We start from the raw sequence: 26,607 nt of genomic DNA on the forward strand, positions 1-26,607 counted from the left end.
AGAATACCGAATGTCTGCCCCAGTCTCATCCTTCTTTGGGGACAAGGCTCGAATTGAGCGGACTAGCAATCAGCTTTTCAGTTTAGGTAAAACCCCTCCGGCTTACCAAATTTACTTATTCCTGAACTTATTCCTGAACAGTACGCTGATTATGGGCAATGGGGTGTTTGCCATGTCAGAAATCGCCGTTGTCTCTGCCCGCAAAGCTCGCTTGCAACAGCAGGCTAATCAAGGCAATATGGGAGCACGCGCCGCCTTAAAGTTAGCCAACTCACCCAGCCGTTTTCTCGCTACTGTGCAGATTGGCATCACGTTGGTGAGAATTCTGGCAGGAGCATTTGGCGGAGCGACGATCGCCGAAAAATTGCTAGAAGCTTTGCGTTTGGTTCCTGTGCTGGTGCCCTACGTGGCAAGGACTACGCTTTGAAGGGGTAGATATGGATGGCAATCGGGTAGATAAAGTGTTGCTCGAAGTGACCAACACTTCTTCTAAGCTGTAACTTGTTTAATATTGAGGAGCCAATTCATTGTCAGAATCAGGAACCTTGTGAACATCCGTTTAAAGCAACTGTTGCTACGATCGATCGCTACCGTGTTAGCGATTCTGCTATTCCTTCCTGCTGCCGTTGCCCAGACAGAACAGGTGACAGTGCGGTTGGATGGACGAGCCGTGTTTCGAGTGGGAGTAGTTGGGGAACTGGATGCCACGGCACGCGCCCAACAGATCGAGCGACGCATGAATCGCTTATTAGAAAATCCAGATGCCATTGCACCGCCTCGGATTGAACCGACGAATGCCAATAACACTGATCGCGTGATTACGATTGCAGGTGTACCTATCGTAACCGTAACTGAAGCTGATGCTCAAGATAACCTAACAACGGTGAATGTCTTAGCAACTCAGTGGTCGCAAGCAATTGACACAAATTTAGAACGAGCTAGCGGACGTCGGCTTTCTCCCGGTGGACGCTTCATCGCAGAAGTCCAAGCTTCGATCGAAACAGCATTTGGACGACTAATTGAATCGGCGATCGTAATCATTCCACGCGCCCTTGCTGCCCTGTTGGTAACTGGGTTGTTTTGGGCGATCGCCACTTTCGTTCGCTGGTTGATGCGGATCATCTTTCGTCATATTGTGGAAGACCTCACCGTTGAGAATCTGATTAAACAGGTGGCTTACTATGCGGTTTGGATCTTGGGGTTGATCGTCGCGCTCGATGCCTTTGGCTTTGACCCACAAGCAGTCGCTACGGGCTTAGGGTTGACCAGTCTAGCACTCGGTTTTGCCCTCAAAGACATTCTCTCTAATTTTATTAGCGGGCTCTTGATTCTGGTGTTACGCCCCTTTGAGCTAGGCGATCAAATCATTGTGGGAGAAACAGAAGGCAATGTCGAACGGATTGATCTAAGAGCAACACAGCTTCGCACCTATGACGGTCGCGTGGTGCTGGTTCCGAATGCAGAAGTCTTCACCTCACGTATCATCAACAACACAGCCGCTCCCATTCGTCGGGGCAGTGTGGCTCTGTTCATGGGTTATGATAGCGATTTACCACAAGCGATCGACGTAATTCAAAAAGCCGCTCAAGCCACCGATGGAGTATTAGAGGAACCTGCTATCTCTATCCGCGTTCAGGAGCTAGGGCAAGATGATATTGTCATTGAAGCTCGGTTCTGGACAGATTCGCGCCGATCGGACTTTGTAGCCACCACGTCTCAGGTTAGACAAGCGATCGTAGCGGCGCTCAAAGAAGCTGAAATAGGGTTACCCGATCCTGACATCAGGATGTTGATACCTCGTCAGCTAGACCAATGGCAAGCCGCATTAAAAACTATGAATTCAAATGTACACTGCGACGATTAGGTGAATGAACTAGACAGTGATTCTTTCATTCGTATCACTACCAGCTAAACAAAACAGTTCAACTCTGGCACATCTTTTGTTTATTGCAGATGTATGAATAATGGTGTGATGGGAAATGTCACCGCTGCGAAGTGCATCGTGCCCCTCAAGGTAGGTTGCCTGCATCTCCAGAGAGTCACTTGCCCACAATCGAATTATTTTTGTTCTTCCGATAGTTCTCCTCGCAATACGGTCACAGCTTGCCCACTCAAATAAACTCGATCGTCCCCGTCATACCGGATCTTGAGAATTCCGCCTCGCTTTGACGCTTGGTAGGCTAAGAATGTATCTTTACCTAAGCGATCGCGCCAGTAGGGAGCCAGACGACAATGAGCAGCGCCAGTCACCGGATCTTCAGGAATGCCCAATCCCGGTGCAAAGAAACGTGAGACGAAATCGAATTCTGAATTGGCATCCGCTACACTGGTGACAATCACATTAGCGATCGGCAATTGGAGCATCAGGTTGAGGTCGGGCTGCATCTGTCGCACTAAAGCCTCAGACTCTACCTCCACGAGATAGCCCAAAGAATCTTGCAGCACTGCTTTGACAGACTCAATCGAAATGCCCAGTACGTTGTCAAGTGGGGTAGGAACTGTGGTAGGTTCGGGGCGGTTGACGGGAAAATCCAACTCAATCCAGTCATTCTGCTTGCAGGCAATGAGCAATCCACTTTGGGTGTGAAACCGGGCTGGCTGACCGGGTAACAAATGCCCTTCCGACCACAACACATGAGCACTGGCTAGAGTGGCATGTCCGCAGAGCGGGACTTCAACCGTAGGGGTAAACCAGCGCAGGTTAAATCCATCGGGTTGCTGAATTAAGAACGCGGTTTCGGGCAAGTTCATTTCTTGCGCCACATTTTGCATCCACTCGTGCGATCGCAGTTCTGGCAAGACACAAACGGCAGCAGGATTTCCCTTGAACGGTGTAGTGGTAAATGCATCTACCTGAACGATCGTCTGGCTCATGGGATTAAACTCCTTTTAGTTTACGAATGCATATTTAGCTAGTATGAAAACACAGATTTCATACTGCCACTGATCGTACAGAGGCATCTTTTCTAGAAAACTGGGCGTGATCATTGTGTTTACCAACTCTCGGTTTTGGATGCTTCAGCAGTTCTCTGCCTGCTGTGCGTGGGCGGTCAGGTCGCGCTATATTCCCTCAAACCCGTTTGAGGGACTCGACAAGGACTTTCGCAAAAAATCCTCTCAAGACCGTCGGGCATTCACGGCAGGGGAGCGAGAGAAGATTTTGAGTGCGATCGCAGACGATCTCTATGTCGATCGCTCCTCGCATTTCCCCCACTCCTTCTACTTGCCCTACCTCCAGTTCCTCTTTTGGAGCGGCTGCCGATTAGAGGAAGCGAATGCCCTGCACTGGAAAAATGTTTCACCAGACGGCTCACGGGTGCGATTTTGCGAGGCGCTGCCGTCCGACACTCGCCTTCTGGGAGACATCAAAACCCACCGTCAGCGAGAATTCCCGTGCAACGGTCGGCTCGTGGGACTGCTGCAACGCCTCGAACGGGTCGATTCCTTTGTCTTTCTCTCACCTAGGGGCTATGCGATCGACTCACACAATCTGCTCAATCGCACCTGGAGACCTGTCGTAGAAGAATTAGTGGATATAGGAGAAGTTCGAGAGTACCTCCCACTGAAGCACTGTCGCCATACCTTCATCACCTTGGCACTAGAAGCGGGCATCGAGGTAAAGGATGTAGCGGCGCTGGTGGGCAACTCCCCCGATGTCATTTATCGACACTATGCCGCTCGTAAACCGAGGCTAGATCTGCCAGAGTTCTGAGGGGATAATTCCCCGCCGAAATTTACACCTAGGAATTCTGAAACGATGGCTCAGGCGGGATTTGAACCTGCGACCTTGGGCTTATGAGTCCCCTGCTCTAACCACTGAGCTACTGAGCCAAGCAAAAGTTTTACCTTACAGGCATTATCCGTCATAGTCATCTCATAGTCAATTATCCTCGACATGTATTTCGTTACTCTGCTATTTTTGGCGGTTTTCGCCGAGGTGCACTAGCGTAGAAAAATGCTGATTGACCGTTTTTTCTAGCTGCATTAAACGCCTCTCGTGCTTCTTCCTAACTCTCAAAAATCGAGGAGTTTTAGTGTTTTTAACGGCTACCCTTATTTCGTGATCTTTCCAGTCAGGCAGTGACATCGCTACATATAAAACTTTGCGATGTCAAGCCATATTTGGTAATGCCAAATCGGTATCAAATGTTTCTAGAAATAATTAAACCTTCGCGTTAGGATCAAGCTGACTCCTATTAGCTTACGCCTCTCAGCTTTTAGCATTGCTCAATTGAGCGCCACCAGGATCAGGCTCTGAATTCCCCTCCTTGTGCCGTGGGTTCCCCCCATCAAGGAGGCTTCATGCCCCAACGTCCAAATACTCCTCAAAACCAGATCCTCTCTGCCCTTCCGGCTGAAGAATATCAACGCCTCTTACCTCATCTAGAAGTGGTGGACTTGCCGATTCGGAAAGTTCTCTTTGGGAGTGGCGATCGCATTGAATATGTCTACTTTCCGCATCGCTCGATCATCTCGTTGGTCACTATTTTAGATGATGGAGCAACCGTTGAAGTAGGCTTGGTGGGAAACGAAGGCATGGCGGGCGTCGAGGTGTTTTTGGACGATGCGATCGCAACCAATCAAGCGATTGTGCAGGTTGCAGATAGTGCAACCCGTCTCCCTGCTAGCGTGCTGAAGGCAGAGTTCAATCGCTGCGAAACCCTGCAAAAGCTGCTTTTGCACTATATGAACGCCCTGTTCTTTCAGGTGTCTCAAGGGGCAGCGTGCTATCGACGGCACCCGATTGAAGAACGGTTGGCACGGTGGTTGCTCATGGTGAGCGATCGCGTCGGGTCTGACGAAATAACGCTGACGCACGACTTTATTTCTCAAATGCTGGGTACGAGGCGCGCCGGAGTTACGATCGCGGCAGGGGCACTGAAACAGGCAGGGCTGATCCGCTATCACCGAGGCAACATCATGATTCTAGAGCACCAACAGCTAGAAGAAGTTGCCTGTGAGTGTTATCAACTGACCAAATCAATGTTTAAGTCATTGTCCATCGCTCAACTCAGTTAGTGGTCTGTCAAGTTGAGGATATTCGTACAAAATCGTACCGACGTAGGCGAATGCTGAGGTTACGGTAGAAATAAGCCGTTCTTATCTGAGTCTTCATAAAATAAGAGTCAGAAGTTTGATAATAAGGCTTTGGAACCTAAAACTTAGATTTAGAAGAGCGGCGGGAGTGGGTGCAGTGTCACCCACTTCTTTTTATGACCCGATGCCGAGATAACCTGATGGCAACGCTAAGTTAGCCCTCATCCACTAGTAGATTGTCAACGTTGAGTTGAGGGGTAGAGGGGTGAGAGGGAGATGTTACCCATCCACCCATCCACTCATCGATTAACGCTGAAACCCTTTAACCGACTTCTTCTTTTCTTTCGCCTTCGATTTGCTCACCTCGGCTAATGCCTCTTGAAACAAATTATGCAGATGGAGCGGCACGCTGGCGATTTCGGGCAGTTCGGGTTCTAGGGGTTTTTGGTGCGATCGCAGCAGATCAGGCAAATCTTGCGCGAGATCAAAGTCTGGCTGTTGCAAAAACTCTCGTAAAACCGCTTGCAGTTGCGTGGGGTAATCTTTGGCTAACCGCTTCCACACAAAGGTATTGATTTCAGGGCGTTCGAGATAGTTGCGAAGCAATTTGTCTGCCCCTGCGATCGCCGTCCAATTTTCGGCTTGCAGCAAATCGATAAACTGATTGTGATTGGGCAACAGCATTTGCCCCCACCGGGGATGCGCCAAAATCGTTACCTGTTCGGCTTTCTTGAGGTCGGGAGGCAGTTCAATCTGAGGGGTCACCATTTTTGCCGCCGCTTTATCCGTCATCATCTTGGCAGCCGTTTCGGCATCCATGCCCATCGCCTCCGCCATCTCCGCGATCTCTTCATCACTCACGCCTGCTTCTTGGGCGAGTTCTGCCATCGATTTATCGCGATCGACGCCTGCCTCATCTAGCCGCCTTTGCGTTAAGAAATCTTGAAACTCAGGAATTTTTTTGCTCAATTGGTATCCGGGTAGCGTTAGTTCTTCTGTTTCAAAAAAGTCGAGAAAATCTTGGTGATAGCGTTCTACCGACTTCCATGCTTCTTCTAACAACTCTGGAGCATCGCCATAGAGTTCTGATCGATAGTTCTGTTTAAAGTTTCCGATCGCCACTGCTAATTTTGGCTTACCCAACTTGCCTAACTGAACGTAAGGACTGAAGAAGATCCACTGTTCATCATCAAGGGCAGCAAGGCGCGTCAGAAGAATTTCTCCTGGCGTCAGCTTCATCATGGTGTCTAGCGTTGCTTCATCTATGGGTTTAGCAATATAGGTTTTTGTCGTTAGCCAATTCATCACCTTGAAACCATCGGGCAGAACTTGCTGAATTAAAAACAGCCCCGCAAAGTTGCGGCTCCAGCCTAAAACCAGGGTGCGATCGCGCTCCGATAGCCCCGCTTCGCTCTCAACAAAGCATTGCAGCGGCGTCTGATCGCCTACATGCCCCTGACCGAGAAACGTATCAACAGCAAGGTCGCGATGTTTCCGATCTTTGGCTTGAGATTTGGCGAGATGGTCGGCAACAAAAGACTCTAGGGCAGTTGCTAGCTCACCTTCCGCATCGTACACAAAATCGGTTAGCGCTAGCTTTAGCGCCTGCGATCGCTTTAAAAGTTCATCCACACGCTCATCCTCGCTTTGTTTTTCGACACCATAAAGTTCGTTTTACCAAAAGGCAAGCCTCTTGAGACAGATTCCACGCTCAGTCAAAAATCTGCCGGAGGCGATGCAACGCAGAGTAGATCTGCTCTAGCTCTGCCGATCCGAGGCGATCAAACCGTTGTTTCAAGTAGCTGATGTGCGCTGGAAACACGTCTCGAAAGACGCGATCGCCATCAGGGGTCAACACAATTAAAAAGCAGCGTCGGTTTTCTGGCGGCACTTCTCGGCGGACTAATCCCTTCTGTTCCAAGCGATCGACGATGCCGGTCAGCGTCCCTTTTGTCACTAAAGTTTTTTCAGCTAACTGGTTCATAAACATGCCTGCTGTGTTGCCCAGCGTGCAGAGAACATCAAACTGGGGCGGTGTCAGCCCCAGTTCGCGAATGTGAGGTTCATCGTAAGAACAGAAGGCTTGATAGGTCATTGCCAGTTCTCTCAGGGCTGGCATAAACGGCTGACAAGCCGCGCTTTGGGCATCTAATTGAGGGTCTAGGTTATGAGGGTCTGATTTTGGTTTTTCTGAGGTTAAATTTGCTTTTTTGGGCATTTCTGATCGGTTGATCTTAGTGGCTGAGGTATGGCTGTCGCTTTTAGTATTGCATATCAAACAGTCCTAGTTAAAACATTAATTCGATCATTTACGAATCTTATCGGTTGTTGCCTAAACAGAGATTTTAGAGTAGAAGCAATCAACCTCGCAGACAGAACCCATGCCCACCCTCGATCGCATCTTTATTCATCCGATTAAGTCGCTAGATGCGGTTGAAGTTCGTCATGCCAAAATTTTAGAGGGCGGCGCATTAGAGCACGATCGCGAGTTTTGTATGGTTGATGGCACTGGAAAATGGGTCAACGGCAAACGCACCGCCAAAGTGCATCATCTGCGATCGCAGTTTAATCTGCCAGCCCGATTGGTAACGCTTTCGGTGCAAGGTGATGCGCCAGTTAGCTTTCATTTAGATCATGCCCGATCTGCGATCGCGGCATGGCTGAGCGACTATTTCGGATTTTCCGTCACCCTGCACCACAATGCCATTACCGGATTTCCAGACGACATCGCCTCTCCAGGACCGACCCTGATCAGCACCGCAACCTTGGAAACAGCAGCAAGCTGGTTTGAAAACATGACAGTAGAAGGGATGCGATCGCGCCTCCGCACCAACCTCGAAATTGGCGGAGTTCCCGCCTTTTGGGAAGATGCGCTCTACACCAAAACCAGCGACCCCTTGCCGTTTCAAATTGGCGAGGTGCACCTGCAAGGGATCAATCCCTGCTTACGTTGTGTGGTTCCGACTCGCGATTCGAGGTCTGGAGATCCTATTCCCCAGTTTCAAAAAACCTTTGCCGCCAAGCGACAAGAAACGCTTCCCCCATGGGCAGCCGCCAATCGCTTTCGGTCGTTTTATCGCGTTGCTGTCAACACCCGCATCGCCCCGTCTGAAGCCGGACGATCGCTCCGAGTGGGTGACGAAATTTCCGTAGATCGGCTAAGTTGAGCGGCTGCCAATAACCTTTGTTGCAACACCAATCGTTGTCTTTAGTCCGCTCCAATCGGATTGTTGGGATGCTGGAAGTTCACGCTGTTTCAGGGTATGAATCAATAACATGTTTTAGCTTGTCAATGTACTCATCGCTGCCGAATTTATCAAGATTTTTCCTAAAGGATAACCAATAATGTTGCACAAATCCGCAACGTTCCACAGATTCCCTGAATAGAGAGCAAAAAGCACCTGGACAGTAAAATGAACCGTAGATCTGGTTATTCTCACAAAAAGCCGCTAATACGCTTTCCCACTGTTCAGCGGTTAGAATATCAGAAACTTGAGCCAGCAAACCGACGTTAAAATCTGCATTTCTAAATGAACCAGATTTTTCGAACAAGTCTATAACAACTGAAGGCTCTCTCCTCAAAAGAGACTTGAATATTCTGTCAAACAGCTCGTTACTATAAGTAGTCTTCGATTTGAGTGTGATTAACTCATCAAGAGGCATACCATTCATGAGTTTTATCATATGGTCTTCAAACTTGCTCGTAATCTCTTCTCGATCTCGTCGAGTCGTCCATTGCAGCGCTTCTAGTAATTCACTCAAATCAGATTCATCAATCCTAATTTTCAAAGTTGGTTCAACAATGTCATTCAATGATCTGTCTTTCCGCCTGACCTCTATCAATTCTTCTAAAGAAGCCTCTTCAATTTTTTCAACTAGGTATGGCATGATCTTTTCATTGAGTGGATCATTATCGCCTAATTTCATTGCAAGTAGATCATCTAAATCAGCTTGCGCGACATTCTCTTCTAGCAACGGTCTTATAAGCTCTTGAAGCGATCTATCATGTAACTCGTTCTGGCAAAAATCTTTGAGTAGAATTAACTCCTGTAGTGGAAGTTGTAGCTTTTTTATTACAGATCCTTCTAGAAATCTTAAACGCGCTGCATTCAACAATACTTTAACGTTATTAGGAGAGAGCTTTCTTCTTGAAGATGCTTCAAATACATCAATCTTTTCAATGAAGATGCTTGCTTTCAACTGGCATGGCTCACTAAGTTTATCCCAAGATTTAACGCTTCCAAGGTAGATAATCGCCTTATTCCAGTTTGCATCAGTAACTTTTCCAAGAATGATATCAGAAAGCCTCTCATTTAATATGTCTCTTGTCTGTTGAGAATATAAACTTGAAACAGCATTTAATGCGGAAAACTGGCGTGTTCTTTCATCTTCTGATCTTTCCTCTGTTAAAAGGCTGACAGTCAAACCGAGTACAACATCTTTTATCAAGCTAGGACGTGCACGAGCTAACAGCCCTTTCTGAAAATATTGTGTTGCAGACTCTGGATCTTTAGGAAAGTTTTCAGACTGAATATCTTGAAAAATCCTGTCACGAGCAGAACGCCCCTGAACAGGCGGACGCTGCAAAAGATAAATTACTGCACTTCTCAGATGGCAGCGTGCTAGCTCTGCTGTGGCTTCAAAAGGTTCTTCTAAAGATGCCATAGAAGGATGAGCACACAAGCTTCGATCTTCAAATAATCTTTCAATATGAGGTTTTTCTGGATGTGAAATTAATTCAAACTTTTCAAGCGACCATTTTGGAATCTCTTGTTCAAATTGCCACAACTCTCTTACTTTCTTTTCCGAACTTAGCTTTTCAAATTTCTGCAATAGACTAGTTGCTTCACCATCACCCAAAAGCTCTAGTTCTCGCATCTTGTGAAGAAAATCGAATACAACCGCATTCCACGTTGCAACTATACAAGAACGATATGCTCCTGCTCGGTAGCAAGCGACAGCTTCTTGAATAAACTTTTTGGCTAGCCTGTCCCTGCAAAGCGCCACTAATTCATCCAAATCAATAAAAGCTTCGTTCATAAATAATTTAAACGGAAGTTACATTAGCCACATAGTAACGCGCTCACTTAATGATATGGCTCGTAGAAATTATGAACTCCCATCAGAAATTATAGGGTTGCCTTCACCGATAACCCAAGCAGCCCAACGACCAAGTTGAGCGACGATGGATATGACTAAAACGAAGCAATCAATCTTTACACGCCGCTCCAACGGCTTGTTAGGTGACGGTTGTATTTTGTTGTAACCATTCTACAAATGCCTCGCGCCCTAGCTCACCCGATGCGATCTCCAAAACCATACGCTCTTGCTCATCCACAGAAGCGTTAATTTCCATTCCATTTAGGATAAGAAAAGTCTCCATCGCAGCATGACCTGTACGTTTATTCCCATCTACAAATGGATGGTTCATGATGATAGAAAGCCCTAACGCTGCTGCTTTCTCAAGCAAGCTTGGGTATAAATCTTCTCCACCAAACGTAATTCGGGGCTGAGCGATCGCTGATTCCAATAACCCAACCTCTCGGATGCCAAATGCTCCACCGGATTGCTTAATGATTCTACGATGTAGTTCTAACACCTCAATTAGTGTTAGAAAACGCATCATGCTAAACGCTGATATAACTCAGCATTTTTTGTCAACACATGATCGGCTGCATCAATGAACTCGCTTTTTTGAGAATTGAGCCAATCCTCTAGGCTAACCTTTAATAAAACTTCAAGCGTAATGCCATGCACTGCCGCCAAATCTCGTAGCTTTTGAAATTGGCTATCTGAAAGATCAATGGTAATAGAAGCCACTGTGATCGCCCTCCTAACGGGTCTAGGTTAAGTCTAACATTCACTGCTAATCGATAACCTCGTTGTTGTACAGTCCCAACCCAGAAACGAAGCCCGATAACGGCAAAGGTCAGCGGCTATAGACAACCTTGAACGCAGCACCAGTATGAACTGGCAATACCATGTCAGCGAACTTTTCACCCCAAAGAATTGACAGTAAACCGCAAGATACAACTAGCACGGATGCAACACCTGCTTGAACTAGTCCAAAATCTTTAGATGCCCCATATGTGATGGGGATAAGCAGGATAAGAGTGCTAAGTGCACCCCCTCCAAGGAAACGATAGATGACTTTGGTCAATGAACGTTGTTTGGAATCGGTGTTGTCAGAGGTCATTAGAAATCCCTTCAACATTATTTAATAATGTGTATGTTCTACCTGTACCCTACACAGTGGGTAGATAAGCAAAATGATTCGATAAGAAATCATCAAACTGATGTATTTTGATGCACTGAACCAGCTTGCTTAACGATTGTATAGCCACTGACATATCTTTCACCGCTAGGCAAAAATGTCCATGTCCATTGCACATCCTCATCATCATCTAGGTTAACGCTTATGATGCAATTGGCTGGTAGGTGAGAAGACGAAACCACTTGTTGAGGTGCAAGCACGGTGCGCTTCTGGTTTCCTTTTGACATAGCTTCTATCCAAAAAACAACTTGTTTCCATTTTAGACAATATATGCATAATCAAGAATTCCTGGTTACTTAGATATTGCAATGCAGTTAGACTCCCGCTTATGTCTAACCAGAGGATTTAGCAGTCTAACGGCTCAAATCAGCGGCGGCAAACCAACTTGAACTCAGCACCTTTCAACCGTCCGCTGCATTTGAATTGTTAGACCGCACACTACGGCTCCACAATTACATCTCAAATTCAGTTAATACGGCTCTCCCGGATCTATGGTTGAAACCGTATAGGAGATTACAAATTTTGACTTGAGCAACAACTGAAACCGTTTACCAGCCCGTTATAAGATTGCCTTATCATCACAAAGCCGGGAGAGCCATTAACACCTCTTTGTGTATATTTGTGAACGCACTTGACGCTCTAGTTTGTTAGCCTGCCTAGCTCGTGCGGTATCTCCGATTCGTAAACTTTGTTCATAAATAGCTTTAAATTGAGCAGCTTTAGCTGTCAAACTTGCACAAGATAGCAATGTCAAATCAACACCTTGATCCTGTGAGACTTGAATTCTAGCTTCATCCTCTACCGTTCGTGTTAGACTTTCAAGATTGTCTATTTGATTGTTAGCAGCATCACCAAAAGTTTTCGGTGTTCGACGTGCTTGAGTAGGCGGAATATTTGCTGGCGCTTGACCCTCTCGATTGTGTGAAGTACTCGGAGATGCTCGACGTACTTGAGTAGGTTGATTTACAGAACGTCGATCTTGTCCTGGACAACCCGTTAGGGAAACAAGAACCAGCAAAGAACAGGCGGCTAAACTCTGAACTGAGAAATTTTTCATGATGAGGGTTCTCCACAAACATAAAAATGCTTACCTAGCAGAATACCAAGGCGGTCTAACTATGAGATTTAGTAGATCTATGAGATTTATAAGGACTAAGTAAAGAATCATTAAACTCGTTTACTCACCTTGACTTCTTAGGCATCTCGGCAGAATCTTAGTCGAGGAAGACCTCTCAGCTTGGGAACTTCCGCCTGAAAATCTGGCAAATTCGTCTAAAACTTAGAAATCGCTAAATTTTAGATGGCTTGTTTTGAGATTGCAGGCTAATTTGTTAGGAGGGATTTCACAAATCCTCACGTTTACTTGATTTATCTAGAGGAACCACAATTCATGGTAGCGACTCCAGAGCGCTTGAAATACGAAGTCAAAGACTTAAACTTGGCTCCTCAGGGCAAACAGCGGATTGAATGGGCTGGGCGTGAAATGCCTGTGCTTAAGCAAATCCGCGATCGCTTTGCCCAGGAAAAGCCGTTTGAAGGCATCCGACTCGTTGCTTGTTCCCATGTGACGACCGAGACTGCAAATCTCGCCATCGCCCTTAAAGCAGGCGGCGCGGACGCCCTCTTAATCGCCAGCAACCCCCTGTCTACCCAAGACGACGTTGCGGCAAGCTTAGTCTCTGACTACGGCATCCCTGTTTTTGCCATGAAAGGCGAAGACAATGCCACCTATCACAAGCACGTCCAAATCGCGCTTGATCACCGTCCAAATATCATTATTGATGATGGCTGCGACGTGGTTGCAACCTTGGTGCAACAGCGCAAGCACCAGCTTGAAGACATCATCGGCACCACCGAAGAAACGACCACCGGAATTGTTCGCCTCAAGGCGATGCTGCGCGATGGTGCGCTCACGTTCCCGGCAGTCAACGTTAACGATGCAGACACAAAGCACTTCTTTGATAACCGCTATGGGACGGGTCAATCCACCCTAGACGGCATCATTCGTGCGACCAACATCTTGCTTGCAGGCAAAACGATCGTCGTCGCTGGCTATGGCTGGTGCGGCAAGGGTACAGCAATGCGGGCACGAGGCATGGGCGCAAACGTGATCGTGACGGAAATTAACCCTGTTGCTGCGATCGAGGCAGTGATGGACGGTTTCCAAGTCATGCCCATGGATGCCGCCGCCGCAAAAGGCGACATTTTCATCACCGTTACGGGCAACAAGCATGTGATTCGTGGTGAGCATTTCGATGCCATGAAAGATGGCGCACTCGTCGCAAACTCAGGTCACTTTGACATTGAGATTGACCTCGAAGCGCTGAAGCACCGGTCTAGCAATGTGAAGACGGTTCGCAACTTTACCGAAGAATACACGCTGAAGAGCGGCAAATCAGTTGTGGTGTTGGGCGAAGGTCGCTTGATCAATTTGACGGCGGCTGAAGGTCACCCCAGTGCCGTGATGGATATGAGCTTTGCAAACCAAGCTCTAGGGGCAGAGTACCTCGTGAAGAACAAGGGCAAACTGACTCCTGATGTGTATCCGATTCCAACCGAGTTGGATCAAGAAATTGCTCGTCTGAAGTTGCAAGCAATGGGCTTTACCATTGATGCGCTAACGGCTGACCAGATCGAGTACACCAACTCTTGGATGACTGGAACCTAGATTCCATGGCTTGCAGCGTGAAATTCGAGGTTAGCAAATTGCCAAGTTTGGGTTACACGTTGCCAGTTTCTTTGTTTGATATTTCTCTGAATCGGTATAGATAGGTTGCTTCATGCAACCTATTTTTTTATGCTGATTTTTTATGCCAGTAGGTGAGAGCGTTGGCGACAACGTTGATTTGTGCCTAATCGCTGGGTGAAAAGGTAGGGTAGAGCAACCGCATGATGCAATTATTGTTTTGTGGAATACAACCCTCGTCCATCCAAGTTGTCTGAGAAGTAGTAGTGACTATGAGGCTCATTTGCAGCAACAAACCCATTGATTGCCTGTCCCAGAACGGTTTGCCCAGATTGTTCTAAGAGTTCTCTAGCAAAACCTGCGCTGCCAACGTTTGTGAGTCCTGGTCGCACCACCATCAAAATACCATTCGCCATTTTGCCTAAAATGAGGGCATCTGTTGCTAGGTTTAGTGGGGGTGTGTCGAGAATTACCGTGTCATAATTTTCAGCCAACTCTTCGATTAAAGTGCTCATTCGCTGAGAGTCAAGCAGCGCTAAGGTATTGGGCGGCATGACCCCAGCCGTTAAGACATCTAAATTTGAGGTAACACATTTTGCAGCTTTGCCAAAGGCGGCTTCTTCAACTAATAGATGGCTTAACCCCACATCGTTGGAAATTGCCCAAATCTGATGTTGAGAAGGACAATGGAGATCAGCATCAATGAGGATGACTCGTTTTCCACTTTGCGCGATCGCGGCTGCTAAATTTGCCGAAACCGTAGATTTTCCCTCTTTAGGGACGGCGCTAGAAACGACAATCACCCGCAAGGGTTGAGAACTCGAAAATTTGAGATTTGTTTGCAAAATGCGGTAGGCAGCCCCGATCGCCGATGAGGGCGATTGTTCAACAACAATATTCCGCCTTGGTAATTCCTCGCCTGAATGGTGTAGAGCAGATGAATGCTGTAGCGCAGGTTGCTTGCGTTTGTTCGCGTCCGGAATCACCCCCAGCACTGTAAATCCAAGGACTTGCTTAGCTTGCTCGACCGTTTTGATGGTTTGGTCGAAGACCTCTAACCCATAAGCAGTTGCCCCTGCACCTAGCAATCCGAGCAACCCCGCAGCGAGAAACGCCGCCGTGTTTGAAACGGGTTTGGTAGGCAGTTGAGCGGCTGCCATGATTCGGGCATTACCAATCGTTTGGTTTTCAGCGATCCCAATTTCACCCATCTTTTGTAACAGTTGAGCATAGGTCGATTGAGAGGCTTCGAGTTGTCGTTCGAGTTCCCGTTGTTCTTTTTCAAGACCTGGGAATAAATCAGTCCGTTTTCGATACTCTGCTTCTATCTGATATAAAGTTGCTAATTGTTGAGCCAATCCATTTCGTTTACTGTTTAAATCAACAATCGTTTTTGCTATGTCCTGCTGTAAAATACCTATCTGCCAACTTCTGTCGGGGAATGGTGTTTCTCTGCCCAGCAGTTGTGTGGATCGCTGCTGCAAGAGACTCCTCGCATTTGCTAAACGACTTTCTAGATTCACAATTTTGGGGTGGTTGGGTTGAAGCACTGTCCGTTGAGCAGACAGTTCTGTTTCTAGCTTCTGAGCTTCGGCTAACGCGCTCTGCACGCCCTGAGACTGGCTCAATGAAACTGACTCACTAGCACGTTGAGCATTCATACCAAGCTGATTTTGGTAAGCCATAATTTGGGCATCAGCATCTTTGAGTTGAGTTTGAGTTACAGCAATTTGCCCTTGCAACTCAGACAACGACTTGACTGCTGAGGTAGATTCTTCTGAAAGCGCAATCACTTGATTGGCTTGCTTAAATTGGCGAAGATTGTCTTCTGCTTGTTTAACAGTTGTCTCGGTGTGGGGTAATTGTTGCTCAATAAATCTTCGAGCGGCGACCGCTTGAGCACGATGGTTATAAACATTGTGCTCTAAATAAAGGCTCATCAGTGTGTTTACCACTTCTGTCGCTTGAGCGGGATCAAAATCTTGATAGCTCAAGATCAGAATATCGGTTTCTTTGATAGCACTCACCTGGAGCTTCTCAAGAAACTCGTTTACAGATAATGGGGCACCCATAGATTGACGTAGCCCTAGTTGATCGATCGTCTGTTGAATCATGGGCTGCGATCGCATCACTTCTACCTCAGTCGTGATCGGATTGCTCTTATCCGCTAACGGTTGCATGTTTCCGATTTCTCTGCCCAAGTTCGTAATTGATAAGGTTGCATTGGCTCTTTCAAACTTGAGCTTTCCTTCAGCTACATAGACTGGCTTTCTAAATGAAAGTCCAACAGCAGACACAGTACAAATAAGTCCAAAGACAACAGATGCTGGAAGCCAGCGTCGTTTTGCAATTACTAAATAGTGTTGTAAGTGCATCAATGAGGAAGGCGAATTTTCAAATTCCATAGTTTCAGAATGACTTTCTAAATTGGATATTGATACTGGACTAAGTTGAATGAGTTGGTTGTATGAAAGCCCTGTTTGTTGCGACAACAAGGATTGGCACTTCGCAAGCCGCCTGAAGAGCACACTATACCTGCCAAATTATCAACGTGATAGATACTCATTGGCAAGTTATCTAAACAAACTTTATCTGATCTTACCTGATGTTGTTTTGGTCTTGTAACACAAGATCTAAGACGGCTGCCTTCTCGAAAAAAAGCTATTTATCTGTTCATCTATCACCTGATTTATACTACACTCCTGTCTGGTGCTTTTGAAGTCTCAAATGGGTTGCATGCTGTAAAAATGCTACTAACTATTGAATAAGATAGTTCTTTACCAACCGTCTAGATGCCTGATGAATCAGTAGTTATTAACGCACAGAGAGCAGTCAAGAAAACTTGTTACTAATTCTTATGACACAGTCTGTTCTCAGTAGGTAACTTTCCTAAACCTATTAAATATTTCCGTAGCAAATAAAATAAAGTTCGGCTCGCTCACCTACTTATCCATAAAAAATCTACGTAGCATCACGTAAATTTGCCTTGTTTATTATGAACCTAATGTAAATTTCAAGTAAAGTTATGATGAAGATATAGTTTCAGTCGTAGAAATACAGGGATGCTTGCTGATATGTTTCTGATGGTGTGAGCGCTATCTAAATCTGCTTTTCCTTCTGTACTAATCTGCAATTAGTAGTGAACTTTCAGATTTAGTTACATCAAAATAGATCGTCAAACTTGATGGCTCAATTTGCCTTCTCAATCTCAAGAAAATAGCTAGATAGTAATAAAGTACGCAGAGATTTAGATTGGGGGCATTGCATCGGTTCTGATGTAAAAACTACCGTCTTTTTTGTAAAATTTTCGCAAAAATAGCTAACTGTTTCGTTAGTTTCAACTTGCAATCAAGGGTGATTTGAATCTTTAGGATGAGTACTTTGTGATGAACACTTTTTTGAAGTGGGTGCATCAGGTGAGAAATAATCATTTCTTTCTCATCGATACAACCATTCTGCTGGGAGTACCGCTCTTAGCTCTAGCTATTCGATCTGATAATTGGGCTGCCTTTACAGCATATTTCCCTAGTATACTAGCTGTGATTCCTATATTTTTAGGAATCAAGTTAGCACTGTTATATTTTCTTAAATTCTATCGATGCTACTGGCGCTACGCGAGCATCGATGAATTAGTGATGGTACTGAAATTTGCAGTGATCACTTTTGCACTAGAAAGCCTAGTACTGGAGATTTTTAATCATTCTGTTGACACCTACAACTTTCCGCGATCGCTACCCTTGTTAGATGGGTTACTGAGTTCAACTCTTATTGGTGGGGTACGGTTTAGTATTTGCGTAATGGAGCGTTTTCACCAACAATCAAGGCGTTCAAATGGCGATTCTACCTTAATTATTGGGGCGGGTAGTGCGGGCATTTCCCTCGTGAAAGACATCCAACGCAATCAGAATTGGGGCGGTTGCCCAGTGGCATTTATCGACGATGCGCCAGAGAAGTGGAATCTTTGTATTCGAGGCATTCCAGTCATAGGAGATCGTCATAAAATTCCGGAAGCCGTCCGCTCCTTAGACATTCGTAAAATTGTGATTGCAATGCCAACTGCACCTGGAAGTGCAATTCGAGAAATCTCTGCAATTTGTCGAACAACAGGGGTTTCAACCAGCACCTTACCCGGCATTCACGAGATGTTAAATGGTCAGGTTCGAGTCGATAGTCTGCGTGAAATCCAAATTGAAGATTTGCTACGGCGAGAATCGATTCAAACTAACCTGAATCAAGTGGTCAGATTGCTTGAGGGAAAGCGCGTTTTAGTAACGGGCGCAGGTGGCTCAATTGGGAGCGAACTTTGCCGCCAAATTCTCAAGTGTCATCCCGCAGAGATAGTGCTTTTGGGAAAAGGCGAAAATTCTATCTTCCAAATTCAAGAGGAGCTAGAGCGGGTAGTTAAAACCCTGTATGACGCAGATGCTACTCAGAATGGTGTTCCTCAGGTCACCGTTTTCATTTCTGATATTCGCACACCTAGCCGCTTGGAGTATGCCTTTGAGCAGTTTAGACCTGACATTATATTCCATGCTGCGGCTCATAAACATGTACCCCTCATGGAGTTAAATGCGCCTGAAGCCGTTACTAGCAATGTCTTGGGAACTAAGAACTTGCTCGACATGGCACTGCGATATAACGTTGAACACTTCGTGATGATTTCAACGGATAAAGTGGTGAATCCCTGTAGCGTCATGGGAGCCAGTAAGCGAGTTGCTGAAATGTTAGTGTTGCAAGCGGCTCGAACGAGCGGTAAGCCCTATGTTGCAGTCCGTTTTGGTAATGTTTTAGGGAGCCGAGGAAGCGTGATTCCAACGTTCAAGCAACAGATTGCCAGTGGAGGCCCCCTCACCATTACCCATCCCGAAATTCGACGCTATTTTATGACGATTCCAGAGGCAGTGCAGTTGGTGTTACAGGCTTCAATTCTGGGAATTGGTGGCGAAGTACTCATGCTAGATATGGGAGAGCCAATCAAAATTGTGGATTTGGCTGAAGATCTGATCCGCCTGTCTGGGTGTGAGGTGGGCAAAGATATTGACATTGTGTTCACAGGCTTGCGCCCCGGAGAAAAACTGTTTGAGGAATTGTTTATTCCCGGTGAAAAGTATGAGCGAACAAAGCACCACAAAATTCTGATTGTTCGCAATGCGAGTTGTAGTCTTCCTAGCAACTTAATGCCTACAGTTGAGGTGCTCCGTGAAGCAGCCGCTAAAAACGACTCTGCCTCAATTCTCTTTCTGTTAGAGCAAATTGTGTTAGGTTACACGCCTGACTATTCCTATGCTCCCATCCAACCCTGTGGTTCAGGGGAGTTAGAACAAAATACCAGGCTGCCCGATTTTCCTAAGAGCGAACAGAAGCACATCTATCCACCGGTTTTGAGCCTAGGGCAACGTCCTCAATGAATCGCAGAGGTGTGCAGGCGGCTACGCAGGTAACTCTTTTGTTAACTGAGCGTCTCCGACCTTGCTTAAAAAGCCAGTTCTGATGGCTAAACAAGGTACGAAGCTTTAAAAATATCTCTTTTTGCTAAGAACATTCCTTTAGGTCATTGAGTGGGACATGGTATGAAAGCTGGACAATTGCAAGCCTTATTGAAGACCTGGAAGCAGTTAACTAGCGGTTCCATCAATCGCCAAATTTTGGGCGCTGCGATCGCAGTTGGTTCAGCAACCGCGATGGTTAAACTTCTTGCGTTCGCTAAAGAAGCGATCGTCGCTTGGAGGTTTGGAACAGGCGACGCGATCGATGCCTTTCTGATTGCGTTTCTAGTCCCTTCTTTTATAATCAGTGTGGTGGCTGAATCCTTGAATGCATCGCTGATCCCAACTTATATTCAAGTGCGTGAACAAGAAGGGATTGAAGCTGCAAAAAAGTTATTTTCTGGATCAACAGTTTGGGGGATTGGGCTACTTGGCATCACAACTCTACTGATGGTGATCACGGCTCCAATCTATTTGTCCTGGATCGCAAACGGATTTCATAGTGAAAAGCTAAAGCTAACCTTGCATTTACTCTGGGCGATCGCACCAACTGTGCTCATAAGCGGCATCGTCACCCTTTGGAGCGCAGTTTTGAATGCAGGAGAACGCTTTGTCTTAACGGCTCTTTGCCCTATGACAATTCCAGCTATCACTATTCTATTGCTCCTGGCATTCCCTGCTTGGGGCGCGTTCGCTTTAGCATCTGGACTCGTCTTAGGCTCAGGATTACAGTTAGTTTTTTTAGGAGTAGCGCTACATCGACAAGGCATTTCTCTTTATCCACGATGGTATGGCTTTGACACCCATCTGCGCCAAGTTGCAGGTCAATATGCCCCAATGATTGCAGGAGCACTGTTGATTTGTAGCACTAGTTTTGTGGATCAATCGATGGCTGCCATCTTGTCCCCTGGCAGCGTGGCAGCATTGAACTACGGTAATCGAGCTATTTCATTTGCCATTAGTCTCGCCGCGACAGCACTGAGTACCGCAGTGATTCCCTTTTTCTCAAAAATGGTTGCCTATGAAGATTGGATAGAGGTGCATCGTACCTTAAAGCGCTATCTCTGGCTGATCTTTGCTATCACTGTCCCTGCGACCGGGTTGCTGATGCTCTTTTCTGAACCCGTCGTGCAACTCCTGTTTCAACGGGGCGCTTTTCAGGCAAGCGATACGCATCTCGTGGCTCAGATTCAAACGTGTTTTGCCGTCCAAATCCCGTTCTACATTGCCAATATTGTTGTGGTCAGGCTCCTATCATCGATGCGGCTCAATCACATTCTCATGTGGGCATCTGGTTTTGATTTGCTGATTAATACCACGCTCAATTATCTCTTTATGCAATGGATCGGCATTAAAGGAATCGCGCTATCCACCAGTTTTGTGTACGTTTTCACATTTTTCTATTCATTCTTTGCAGTTAAGAGAAACTTGAGGCGACTGGCACCGGCTCCTTCATAAGACTTAGTACCCTTTTTTGGTTTAGTTACCTTTCTGATTTAGTACCTCTCTTTGATGTTTATGGAATGTAAGGCAATGCAAGTAACGTTTGTCATCCATGCTGTGACTTCCGGTGGTGCAGAGCGGGTGATGTCTATCCTGGCAAATGCTTGGGCAGCGAAAGGATGGTCAATCACCCTTTTGACGTTTGATGATGGTTCAGCCCCCCCCTTTTACCCGATCAATCCTCAGGTTAAGCACATTCCTCTAGGCGTTCTAGGGTCATCGTCTAACCTACTGGCTGCCACCCGCCACAACATCAAGCGAATTCGCACGTTGAGGTCGGCGATCCGTGCTAGTCAGCCAGATATTATTGTTAGCTTTCTCGATACAACCAATGTTTTAACGCTATTAGCAACCCAGCAATTAGGCATTCCGGTGATTGTGAATGAACAAATTCATCCAGCCATGTGGTCGATCGGCAGAATCTGGGAATGGCTACGCCAGTGGAGCTATCCCAACGCTAGTCAAGTGGTTGCAGTCACTGAACGGGCGCTCAGCTATTTTTCACCTCAAGTTCAGGCTCGTGGTTGTGTGATACCCAATCCCGCCTTAGCGGTGGAATCAAGTGAACAGCCGCTCACCCCATACTTGGCTAAACCATCACTGATTGCCATGGGGCGGTTGGATGGGCAGAAAGGATTTGATCTCCTGCTTGCCGCGTTTGCCCAACTGAAGGATCGCCATCCTGAATGGACACTGACTATCTTGGGAGAAGGAGCATTGCGAGCAGAGCTAGAGTCCCTGCGGGAGCAATTGGAATTGAGCGATCGCGTCCACTTTTTGGGGGTCGTGAATAACCCGAACGACTTTTTGAAACAGGCAGACATTTTTGTGATGTCCTCCCGGTTTGAGGGATTTCCCAATGCCCTATGTGAAGCCATGGCGTGTGGGCTAGCCGTGATCTCAGCCGACTGTCCGAGTGGACCGAGCGAGATTATTCGTCACGGAGTTGATGGCCTCTTGGTGCCGACTGAAAATGTATCAGCATTAGCTGGAGCGATGGAACGATTAATGTCTGATACAGAGGAACGCAATCGGCTCGCTTCGCATGCACCAGAAGTTACTGAACGATTCAGTCTAGAAAAAATAATAGAAATGTGGGAGAACTTATTAGCGAAAGTGATTCAAAAAAGAACTAACCAATACGTCACTAAAGTTAGTCTGAGCCAAGGTTAAGACAACGTAAGTAAAGCAAAAATATCACCTGATACTGAAGGAGCAATCATGGCAACAAGTTATGAGCTGAAAGTGAAACAAGGCGAACGCTTTCAGTTTGGTGAAAACTGGCGGCACTTTTTGTCAGTTCTCAATGATGAACGCATTGCAGAAGCCGAGAATTCTCTCAAACAGATGCTAGAGCTAGAGGATTTGCAGGGTAAATGCTTTCTAGATATTGGCTCTGGGAGTGGTTTATTTTCTCTGGTCGCCCGTCGCCTTGGAGCTAGTGTGTATTCTTTTGATTACGACCCTAGCTCAGTTGAATGTACAAAGAAATTGAAACAGCAATATTTTCCTAATGATTCTAGCTGGAAGATTGAAGAAGGATCAATTTTAGATGCCGAGTATTTAAAGTCTCTAGGATCATTTGATGTTGTTTACTCCTGGGGTGTACTTCACCACACTGGATCGATGTGGCAGGCGTTAGCAAATACAAGTGAGTTGGTTGCCAAAAACGGGAAATTATTTGTTGCCATCTACCATGACGAGGGCAGAGCAAGCCATTACTGGAGAGCAATCAAGCGAACTTACACAAAGCTGCCCAAGGGATTGAAGTTTTTGGTTTTGTTTCCTGCTTTTATTCGTCTTTGGGGACCGACGACGGTGCGGGATTTTGTTCGAGGAAGACCCTTTTACACCTGGAAGAACTATTCAATAGGACGCGGGATGTCTCCTTGGCGGGATGTCGTTGATTGGGTGGGTGGATATCCCTATGAAGTTGCCAAGCCAGAAGAGATCTTTGACTTCTACCGGCAACGAAAATTTGCATTATCAAAGTTAAAAACTGGCGGCGGATGTAATGAGTTTGTTTTTGAGAAACTATAAAAGCAATGAATAAGAAGATTGCATTTCTCATTCGGGATCTAAATTATGGAGGGGCGCAAAGACAGTTGGTCACGCTCGCAAAAGGGTTCGCCCAACGAGGGTTAGAGGTCACGGTCTTCTATTTTTATGCTGATGGTCCTTTAGCAAAGGATTTGCAAGAGAGCCAGATACCCGCCATCTGTTTGGAAAAGCAAGGACGGTGGCATTTATTCAGTTTCTTCTGGCGGCTGATTAGAAATTTGAGATCTATTCGTCCTGATGTTTTACATGCCTATCTTGGCGAGTCAAATCTGATGGCTCTTTTCCTCAAACCTCTCTTTCCGACCACTCAAATTGTTTGGGGAATCCGTGAGTCCAACACCGATCCAGATCTTTACGGTTGGGTCGGGCGTCTACTGTCTCAGTTAGAGTGCCGTCTCTCCCGCTTCGCAGACTTGATCATTGTGAACTCTCAAGCCGGGCAGACGTATCACGTTACTCAGGGGTATGCGGCTGACAAAATGGTTGTGATTCCGAATGGAATTGATATCGATCGATTTCAGCCGAATCCAAGCTTGGGAACCGCATTCCGAGAAAAGTGGAACATTCCCCAGGACACCATTTTGATTGGCTTAGTCGGTCGGCTAGCTCCCATGAAAGACCATCCTACTTTTCTTCAAGCCGCATCACTCTTGCACCAAGAACAGCAAGATGTGCGCTTTGTCTGTATTGGAACTGGACCAGAAGAGTATGCTCAAGAACTCTATCAACTGACAGATGAGCTAGGTCTTTCTGAAACGGTGATTTGGACAGGGGGACAAGCAGATATGCCCACTGCCTACAATGCTCTGAACATCGCGGTTTCTTCTTCTTGTTACGGTGAGGGCTTCGCCAATGCGATCGGGGAAGCCATGGCGTGCGGAGTGCCCTGCATTGTAACTGATGTGGGGGATTCAGCTTGGCTGGTGGGGAACAGCGCGATCGTGGTGCCGCTTCAAGATCCAGAAGCACTGAAAACAGCAATGGTCGATCTGATCGAAAAAATTAATCGACACGAATGCAGTTTTGCACCCATTCGACACCGAATTGTCACTCAGTTTTCAGTTCCTCAATTAGTTCAAAACACGGAAAACGTTCTTCTGAATCTGTCCCATGCTACAAGCAGCTACTAAGAAAGTAAATTTATTGCTGATTTACCAATGCGTCCTAGCGATAGGTGCAGTATTGGTGTTTTTCACCAATGTCGATCAGTTCTCCTTCATGGCAGGAATGAGTCCGGCTCCTACTTATGTCATCCTGGCGTTTTGTGTTGCAGCGATACCCATATTGTTGTTCTCACTTGGAAAACTTATTTACTTCTCTCATTTAGTTATTCTTTGGGCTGTTTGTTTTCTCACACTTTCAATGTTTTCATTCGCGTTATCTCCGTTTTCCGAACTAGCCCGCGAGGAAATTAATCGGCGAGTATTAGCAATTATTTTCATTTTATTAATGCTGATTCTGTTTTCTGGATCACATCTTGTTCAACTCTGGGCTAGGCGTGCAGTTTTTATTACTGTAATCATCAATATTATTAATATTGTTTTGGAACTGTTCAATCCATTATTATTTGCAGTGATAGACTTTTCAGATCGTCCGCCTGATGCCGTGCGATATGCCGATCGTCCAGCCGGGTTATATATCGATCCCAACAAAGCAGCTTTTGCATTAACGCTCGGCATGGTGTTTTGTACAACTCTACTGCCCCAAAAGTATCGCGTCCCGTTTGTATTGCTCATTGGACTTGCTATCTTTCTGACCTTCTCTAGAGGAGCAGTGCTTTGCTGGTTGATTCTCTTAGTCATCTTTAGCCTGACAGGGGTGATTTCCAAACAGAAAATACTTTACTGGATCATAGGGCTTGTCGTGTTAGCGCTAGTACTGAGTTTCTCAGGCGGGTTTGATCTCAGTCAGTTGCGTCACAGTGGATTGCTGACTGACGACATGATGGGGCGATTGGAATGGTTTCAAGATCCCTTTGCTAAGGAAGGTTCGGCTGACTCTCGTAAGGAAGTTGCGGCTCTGGCGTTTCGGATGTTTCTTGAGCATCCAATTCTGGGCAATGGGATTGGTTCAACCCGTGCTCTTAGTGTTGGTATTTCTACCCACAACATGTACTTATACTATATGGCTGATCATGGAATTCTAGGAGCGTTACTAGTCCCTGGATTGATTTTTACTACCGTTTGGAATGTCTGCGGCAACCGTAAGTTTTTTGGGATATCGTTTTTGATTTTAGTGTCTTCATGGTGTCTATTTAGCCATACCGTTTTGGAGGATCGTTTCATTCTCACTAGTTTTGCACTAATGGCAGCAATGACAGCAACTAGCCAACAAGAACAACAGATGTATTTGGTGAAACAGAGATCATGAACGTTGTCTATATCATTACTGATCTCTTTGCAGGAGGGGCTGAAACGATGCTCTATAAGCTCCTGTCTAAGATGAACCGAGAGCAGTTCAGTCCAGTCGTTATTTCGTTGATGGATCGGGGGACGTGGGGTGATTACATTGAATCTCTCGGAATTCCGGTTTACACCATTGGCATGACCCCAGGCAGCATCCCGACACCGGCTGCCCTCTGGCGCTTGCTTAGAACACTCCATCACCTAGAGCCTGACCTGATTCAAGGCTGGATGTATCACGGTAATCTAGCCGCTCAGATTGCCGGACTTGCTTTGCTGGGGAAAATTCCGGTGCTATGGAATGTTCAAAACTCCATCTATTCACTGACATTAGAGAAGCCTATGACAGCAGCCGTAATTCGAGCGAGTGCTTTGCTCTCTAAACTTCCTAGCCAGATCGTCTATGTTTCTCGTCTTGCCAAGTCTCAGCATGAAGCCCTGGGATATTGCGAGAAGCCGGGTTGCATTGTTCCCAATGCAGCTGATCCAGTGCAGTTCGTGCCCTCAGTTGCTGCCAGAACGAGCGTTCGAGCAGAGCTAAACCTGCCAGAGCACACGCTATTGATTGGGCTGATTTGTCGGTTCCACCCAATGAAAGATCATCGCAATTTTCTACACGCTGCTGCATTGCTACTACGAGATGAGCCAGATGCTCACTTTCTGCTCGTGGGGCATGAAGTGGATTTAGAAAATGCTGTTTTGGTTCAGACTATTCAAGACCTGGGATTGGGCGATCGCGTTCATTTGCTGGGTGAGCGTCGAGATATTCCACGGCTTACGGCTGCTTTAGACATTGCTACGTCTGCGTCTGCCTATGGAGAAGCTTTTCCGATGATTTTAGGCGAGGCGATGGCAGCGGAAGTTCCGTGTGTGGCAACGGATGTGGGAGATGCTGGCTGGATTGTGGGGCATACCGGCAAAATCGTTCCTCCAAGCAATCCGTCTGCGATCGCTCATGCCTGGACAGAAATGATAGGGCTGGGTGCTGTGGGTCGAAAAGCCCTGGGAAAAGCAGCACGAGAACGAGTGCTGGAACAGTTTTCATTGGATGCAGTGGTGGCTCAATACGAGGCGTTGTATCAGACCGTTCTGAGCCAAACGGGAGCAGGACTAGATGAGCCGAGACTCAATCAAAACCTTCAGCTAAGAGGTTGAGAA

At 46.4% G+C, this 26,607-nt stretch carries 22 protein-coding genes and 1 tRNA gene; 13 read left to right on the forward strand and 10 right to left on the reverse strand.

Features of this window, described 5'->3' with window-relative positions; genetic code table 11:
* The first annotated feature begins 10 nt into the window (after nucleotides 1-10).
* Entirely contained in the window at nucleotides 11-427 is a 417-nt protein-coding gene (locus GS601_RS23185; protein ID WP_238393211.1) for a CNNM domain-containing protein, read from the forward strand.
* Nucleotides 428-547: 120 nt separating this feature from the next.
* Complete coding sequence (locus tag GS601_RS23580) at nucleotides 548-1,864, forward strand: mechanosensitive ion channel domain-containing protein (RefSeq protein WP_162423382.1); 1,317 nt, start codon at nucleotides 548-550, stop codon at nucleotides 1,862-1,864.
* A gap of 194 nt (nucleotides 1,865-2,058) precedes the next feature.
* Here GS601_RS23580 and GS601_RS11250 read toward each other — a convergent pair whose 3' ends face one another.
* Entirely contained in the window at nucleotides 2,059-2,874 is an 816-nt protein-coding gene (locus GS601_RS11250) for a PhzF family phenazine biosynthesis protein (RefSeq protein WP_162423383.1), read from the reverse strand.
* A gap of 106 nt (nucleotides 2,875-2,980) precedes the next feature.
* Here GS601_RS11250 and GS601_RS11255 point away from each other — a divergent pair, with 106 nt between their 5' ends.
* Nucleotides 2,981-3,712 (forward strand): tyrosine-type recombinase/integrase, encoded by a 732-nt coding sequence (locus GS601_RS11255; protein ID WP_162423384.1) that lies wholly within the window; start codon nucleotides 2,981-2,983, stop codon nucleotides 3,710-3,712.
* A 46-nt stretch (nucleotides 3,713-3,758) separates the two neighbouring features.
* Here the strand turns inward: GS601_RS11255 and GS601_RS11260 are convergent.
* Nucleotides 3,759-3,831, reverse strand: a tRNA-Met gene (locus GS601_RS11260).
* Nucleotides 3,832-4,302: 471 nt separating this feature from the next.
* On the opposite strand from GS601_RS11260, the gene GS601_RS11265 reads away from it, so the two are divergent.
* Nucleotides 4,303-5,019 carry a Crp/Fnr family transcriptional regulator gene (locus GS601_RS11265; protein WP_162423385.1) on the forward strand — a complete coding sequence of 239 codons (717 nt, stop codon included), beginning with the start codon at nucleotides 4,303-4,305 and terminating at the stop codon, nucleotides 5,017-5,019.
* Nucleotides 5,020-5,343: 324 nt separating this feature from the next.
* Here GS601_RS11265 and GS601_RS11270 read toward each other — a convergent pair whose 3' ends face one another.
* Together GS601_RS11270 and GS601_RS11275 are read right to left on the reverse strand one after the other, a co-directional pair.
* Complete coding sequence (locus GS601_RS11270; protein WP_162423386.1) at nucleotides 5,344-6,669, reverse strand: phage tail tape measure protein; 1,326 nt, start codon at nucleotides 6,667-6,669, stop codon at nucleotides 5,344-5,346.
* A gap of 79 nt (nucleotides 6,670-6,748) precedes the next feature.
* Entirely contained in the window at nucleotides 6,749-7,255 is a 507-nt protein-coding gene (locus GS601_RS11275; protein ID WP_162423387.1) for a MarR family winged helix-turn-helix transcriptional regulator, read from the reverse strand.
* Nucleotides 7,256-7,418: 163 nt separating this feature from the next.
* On the opposite strand from GS601_RS11275, the gene GS601_RS11280 reads away from it, so the two are divergent.
* Nucleotides 7,419-8,204 carry an MOSC domain-containing protein gene (locus tag GS601_RS11280; RefSeq protein ID WP_162423388.1) on the forward strand — a complete coding sequence of 262 codons (786 nt, stop codon included), beginning with the start codon at nucleotides 7,419-7,421 and terminating at the stop codon, nucleotides 8,202-8,204.
* 79 nt (nucleotides 8,205-8,283) lie between these two features.
* Here GS601_RS11280 and GS601_RS11285 read toward each other — a convergent pair whose 3' ends face one another.
* The 5 genes from GS601_RS11285 to GS601_RS11305 all read right to left on the reverse strand — a co-directional run bounded on the left by GS601_RS11285 (nucleotide 8,284) and on the right by GS601_RS11305 (nucleotide 12,368).
* Nucleotides 8,284-10,077 carry a hypothetical protein gene (locus tag GS601_RS11285; RefSeq protein WP_162423389.1) on the reverse strand — a complete coding sequence of 598 codons (1,794 nt, stop codon included), beginning with the start codon at nucleotides 10,075-10,077 and terminating at the stop codon, nucleotides 8,284-8,286.
* Nucleotides 10,078-10,276: 199 nt separating this feature from the next.
* A complete protein-coding gene (locus GS601_RS11290; RefSeq protein WP_202925016.1) occupies nucleotides 10,277-10,663 on the reverse strand; it encodes a type II toxin-antitoxin system death-on-curing family toxin in 387 nt (128 codons plus the stop codon).
* Nucleotides 10,660-10,857: a DNA-binding protein gene (locus tag GS601_RS11295; RefSeq protein ID WP_162423390.1), complete on the reverse strand. Its 198-nt coding sequence runs from the start codon at nucleotides 10,855-10,857 to the stop codon at nucleotides 10,660-10,662. The genes GS601_RS11290 and GS601_RS11295 overlap by 4 nt, the downstream gene beginning before the upstream one ends.
* Before the next feature lie 468 nt (nucleotides 10,858-11,325).
* Entirely contained in the window at nucleotides 11,326-11,538 is a 213-nt protein-coding gene (locus GS601_RS11300) for a hypothetical protein (protein WP_162423391.1), read from the reverse strand.
* Nucleotides 11,539-11,909: 371 nt separating this feature from the next.
* Nucleotides 11,910-12,368, reverse strand: coding sequence for a hypothetical protein (locus GS601_RS11305; protein ID WP_162423392.1), 459 nt, complete (start codon nucleotides 12,366-12,368; stop codon nucleotides 11,910-11,912).
* A gap of 333 nt (nucleotides 12,369-12,701) precedes the next feature.
* Here GS601_RS11305 and ahcY point away from each other — a divergent pair, with 333 nt between their 5' ends.
* Nucleotides 12,702-13,979 carry an adenosylhomocysteinase gene (gene ahcY, locus GS601_RS11310; RefSeq protein WP_162423393.1) on the forward strand — a complete coding sequence of 426 codons (1,278 nt, stop codon included), beginning with the start codon at nucleotides 12,702-12,704 and terminating at the stop codon, nucleotides 13,977-13,979.
* A gap of 230 nt (nucleotides 13,980-14,209) precedes the next feature.
* Here ahcY and GS601_RS23195 read toward each other — a convergent pair whose 3' ends face one another.
* Nucleotides 14,210-16,294, reverse strand: coding sequence for a GumC family protein (locus GS601_RS23195; protein WP_162423394.1), 2,085 nt, complete (start codon nucleotides 16,292-16,294; stop codon nucleotides 14,210-14,212).
* A gap of 1,338 nt (nucleotides 16,295-17,632) precedes the next feature.
* On the opposite strand from GS601_RS23195, the gene GS601_RS11320 reads away from it, so the two are divergent.
* The 7 genes from GS601_RS11320 (at nucleotide 17,633) to GS601_RS11350 (ending at nucleotide 26,604) form a co-directional block, all read left to right on the forward strand.
* A complete protein-coding gene (locus tag GS601_RS11320; RefSeq protein ID WP_238393212.1) occupies nucleotides 17,633-19,405 on the forward strand; it encodes a polysaccharide biosynthesis protein in 1,773 nt (590 codons plus the stop codon).
* 162 nt (nucleotides 19,406-19,567) lie between these two features.
* Nucleotides 19,568-20,941 (forward strand): murein biosynthesis integral membrane protein MurJ, encoded by a 1,374-nt coding sequence (murJ, locus tag GS601_RS11325; protein WP_162423395.1) that lies wholly within the window; start codon nucleotides 19,568-19,570, stop codon nucleotides 20,939-20,941.
* Nucleotides 20,942-21,016: 75 nt separating this feature from the next.
* A complete protein-coding gene (locus tag GS601_RS11330) occupies nucleotides 21,017-22,159 on the forward strand; it encodes a glycosyltransferase family 4 protein (RefSeq protein WP_162423396.1) in 1,143 nt (380 codons plus the stop codon).
* Nucleotides 22,160-22,207: 48 nt separating this feature from the next.
* Nucleotides 22,208-23,026 (forward strand): class I SAM-dependent methyltransferase, encoded by an 819-nt coding sequence (locus GS601_RS11335; RefSeq protein WP_162423397.1) that lies wholly within the window; start codon nucleotides 22,208-22,210, stop codon nucleotides 23,024-23,026.
* Nucleotides 23,027-23,031: 5 nt separating this feature from the next.
* A complete protein-coding gene (locus GS601_RS11340) occupies nucleotides 23,032-24,177 on the forward strand; it encodes a glycosyltransferase (RefSeq protein WP_162423398.1) in 1,146 nt (381 codons plus the stop codon).
* A complete protein-coding gene (locus GS601_RS11345) occupies nucleotides 24,158-25,417 on the forward strand; it encodes an O-antigen ligase family protein (protein WP_162423399.1) in 1,260 nt (419 codons plus the stop codon). The genes GS601_RS11340 and GS601_RS11345 overlap by 20 nt, the downstream gene beginning before the upstream one ends.
* The gene (locus GS601_RS11350; protein WP_162423400.1) at nucleotides 25,414-26,604 is read left to right on the forward strand and encodes a glycosyltransferase; all 1,191 of its coding nucleotides are present in this window, start codon (nucleotides 25,414-25,416) and stop codon (nucleotides 26,602-26,604) included. Before GS601_RS11345 ends, GS601_RS11350 begins: the two co-directional genes overlap by 4 nt.
* Nucleotides 26,605-26,607 lie beyond the last annotated feature (3 nt).

Origin of the sequence: Myxacorys almedinensis A (assembly GCF_010091945.1) — a bacterium.
GTDB lineage: Bacteria > Cyanobacteriota > Cyanobacteriia > Leptolyngbyales > Leptolyngbyaceae > Myxacorys > Myxacorys almedinensis.

Bases quoted from the DNA above. Each gene is read 5' to 3' on its own strand.
- GS601_RS23185 (WP_238393211.1), top strand. From the start codon at position 11: ATGTCTGCCCCAGTCTCATCCTTCTTTGGGGACAAGGCTCGAATTGAG.
- GS601_RS11250 (WP_162423383.1), bottom strand. From the start codon at position 2,874: ATGAGCCAGACGATCGTTCAGGTAGATGCATTTACCACTACACCGTTC.
- GS601_RS11265 (WP_162423385.1), top strand. From the start codon at position 4,303: ATGCCCCAACGTCCAAATACTCCTCAAAACCAGATCCTCTCTGCCCTT.
- GS601_RS11275 (WP_162423387.1), bottom strand. From the start codon at position 7,255: ATGCCCAAAAAAGCAAATTTAACCTCAGAAAAACCAAAATCAGACCCT.
- GS601_RS11280 (WP_162423388.1), top strand. From the start codon at position 7,419: ATGCCCACCCTCGATCGCATCTTTATTCATCCGATTAAGTCGCTAGAT.
- GS601_RS11285 (WP_162423389.1), bottom strand. From the start codon at position 10,077: ATGAACGAAGCTTTTATTGATTTGGATGAATTAGTGGCGCTTTGCAGG.
- GS601_RS11290 (WP_202925016.1), bottom strand. From the start codon at position 10,663: ATGATGCGTTTTCTAACACTAATTGAGGTGTTAGAACTACATCGTAGA.
- GS601_RS11300 (WP_162423391.1), bottom strand. From the start codon at position 11,538: ATGTCAAAAGGAAACCAGAAGCGCACCGTGCTTGCACCTCAACAAGTG.
- GS601_RS11305 (WP_162423392.1), bottom strand. From the start codon at position 12,368: ATGAAAAATTTCTCAGTTCAGAGTTTAGCCGCCTGTTCTTTGCTGGTT.
- ahcY (WP_162423393.1), top strand. From the start codon at position 12,702: ATGGTAGCGACTCCAGAGCGCTTGAAATACGAAGTCAAAGACTTAAAC.
- GS601_RS11320 (WP_238393212.1), top strand. From the start codon at position 17,633: ATGGTACTGAAATTTGCAGTGATCACTTTTGCACTAGAAAGCCTAGTA.
- murJ (WP_162423395.1), top strand. From the start codon at position 19,568: ATGAAAGCTGGACAATTGCAAGCCTTATTGAAGACCTGGAAGCAGTTA.
- GS601_RS11330 (WP_162423396.1), top strand. From the start codon at position 21,017: ATGCAAGTAACGTTTGTCATCCATGCTGTGACTTCCGGTGGTGCAGAG.
- GS601_RS11335 (WP_162423397.1), top strand. From the start codon at position 22,208: ATGGCAACAAGTTATGAGCTGAAAGTGAAACAAGGCGAACGCTTTCAG.
- GS601_RS11340 (WP_162423398.1), top strand. From the start codon at position 23,032: ATGAATAAGAAGATTGCATTTCTCATTCGGGATCTAAATTATGGAGGG.
- GS601_RS11345 (WP_162423399.1), top strand. From the start codon at position 24,158: ATGCTACAAGCAGCTACTAAGAAAGTAAATTTATTGCTGATTTACCAA.
- GS601_RS11350 (WP_162423400.1), top strand. From the start codon at position 25,414: ATGAACGTTGTCTATATCATTACTGATCTCTTTGCAGGAGGGGCTGAA.